Below are 1,675 nucleotides of genomic sequence, written 5' to 3' on the forward strand. Positions count from 1 at the left end.
ACCGCCACTGATACCCTCATCACGGTGGCAGACCTTACCGGCACCGGCGTGCAGGACACCGCGATTGCCAGCCTGGCGCTCGCTCGACTCGCCCAGCGCTAGCGCCGCACGCAGCGACAGCGGGTCATGAAGGCGCGACGGACTTGCCCAGCGCGGCGCCGCATGCGAGGGTCACGCAGTAACGGCAGGAAGCCGTTGACTCCCTCGTCCACTCGGAGCCTGTCGTGACTCGAACCATGCCCTCACCCTCTGCTGCGCCGCGCGCCCTCAATGCTGCCCCCGGGGTAGAGGTCCGCCGCTCACCGCTGGCGGATCTCTGTGCCGACTGCGATGCCGTGACGCTGCTGCCACCGCTATCGCCGCCGGGTGAGGGGTATCTGCGCCATTTCTGCCAGCTGGATTCCCCGCTGGCGGTGTTCGATCTCGACGATACCCTGCTCGATGGCGACTGCACCGGCATGTGGATGCGCTGGATGGCCGCCTGTGGATGGATCGAGGATGTCGAGGCCTTCATGGCCATCGGCGAGCGCCACCAGAGCGAGTATCACGCCGGCACCCTGGACATCCACGAGCACACGGGGCATCTGCTCAGCCCGCTCATCGGGCGGCATCGCGATGAGGTGCGTCGCGAAGTCGATGATTTCGTGGAAGAAATGGTGATGCCGCGTCTGCTGGAAGGCGGCATCGCACGGCTGGCCGAACACGGCGAGGCGGGCCATCGCACCCTGATCATCTCCGCCTCCATGCATCATCTGGTCGGCCCCATCGCCAGTCGTCTGACCGCCGATGGCGCGCTGGCCACCCATCCTGCCTTCGATGAAGAGGGCCGCTTCACCGGCGAGACCACCGGCATCGTCACCTTCCGCGAAGGCAAGCTGGCGGCGCTGGATGCCTGGCTGGAAGACGCCAGCCAGCTCAAGCGTGCGCCGCAGGCACTGTGGGGCTACTCCGATTCCCACAACGACCTGCCGCTGCTCGAGCGGGTCGATCATCCCCACGCCACCCAGCCGGATGCGCCGCTGCGCCAGTTCGCCGAAGCGCGTGGCTGGCCGGTGGTCGACTGGCGCCAGTCGCACCTGTCCATCGAATCGGACTGAGCGTGCATGCAGCCGTCGACTGACTCCCATCTTTCCCGCGATCACGGCCCGGATGCCAGAGCCCTGCAGGCGCGCGGCGTCGCGCTGACGGCGCTGGGCGTGTTGCTGATCTCGCCGGATGCGCTGTTGCTGCGCCTCGCCGATGTCGCCGATGGCCCGCTGGTGTTCTGGCGCGGCCTGCTGACGGCCATCGGCTTTGCGCTGATTCTGCTGCTCACCCAGCGCGGCGGGCCAGGCCAGCGCTTCGCCAGTGCGCTGGCGCGCATGCGTGGCTGCGGGCGTACGGGGCTGTGGGTCGCGCTGCTGTTCACCGGCTCCACGCTGGGCTTCGTGCTCGCCAATCAATACACCCGCGCCGGCAATGTGCTGATCATCCTCGCTGCCAGTCCGCTGTTCGCGGCGCTGATGTCGCGGCTATGGCTGGGCGAGCGTCAGCCGCGCCATGTATGGGGCGCGATTCTGGTCTCGCTGGCGGGCATCACGCTGCTGGTGATGGACGAGGCGGGCAACGGCTCACTGACCGGCAATCTGCTCGCGCTGGGCTGCAGCCTGTCACTGGCGGGCAACTTCACGCTGTG

The 1,675-nt window shown here is 68.0% G+C and carries 2 protein-coding genes; both read left to right on the forward strand.

Annotated elements, in window-relative coordinates:
* The first annotated feature begins 236 nt into the window (after positions 1 to 236).
* Positions 237 to 1,097, forward strand: a complete 861-nt coding sequence (locus AC4FAH_RS12865; protein ID WP_175088446.1) for an HAD family hydrolase — start codon at positions 237 to 239, stop codon at positions 1,095 to 1,097.
* Positions 1,098 to 1,103: 6 nt separating this feature from the next.
* Positions 1,104 to 1,675, forward strand: a 572-nt coding sequence (locus tag AC4FAH_RS12870) for a DMT family transporter (protein WP_490246158.1), incomplete at its 3' end; no start/stop codon positions are given.

The organism is Cobetia sp. (assembly GCF_983723665.1).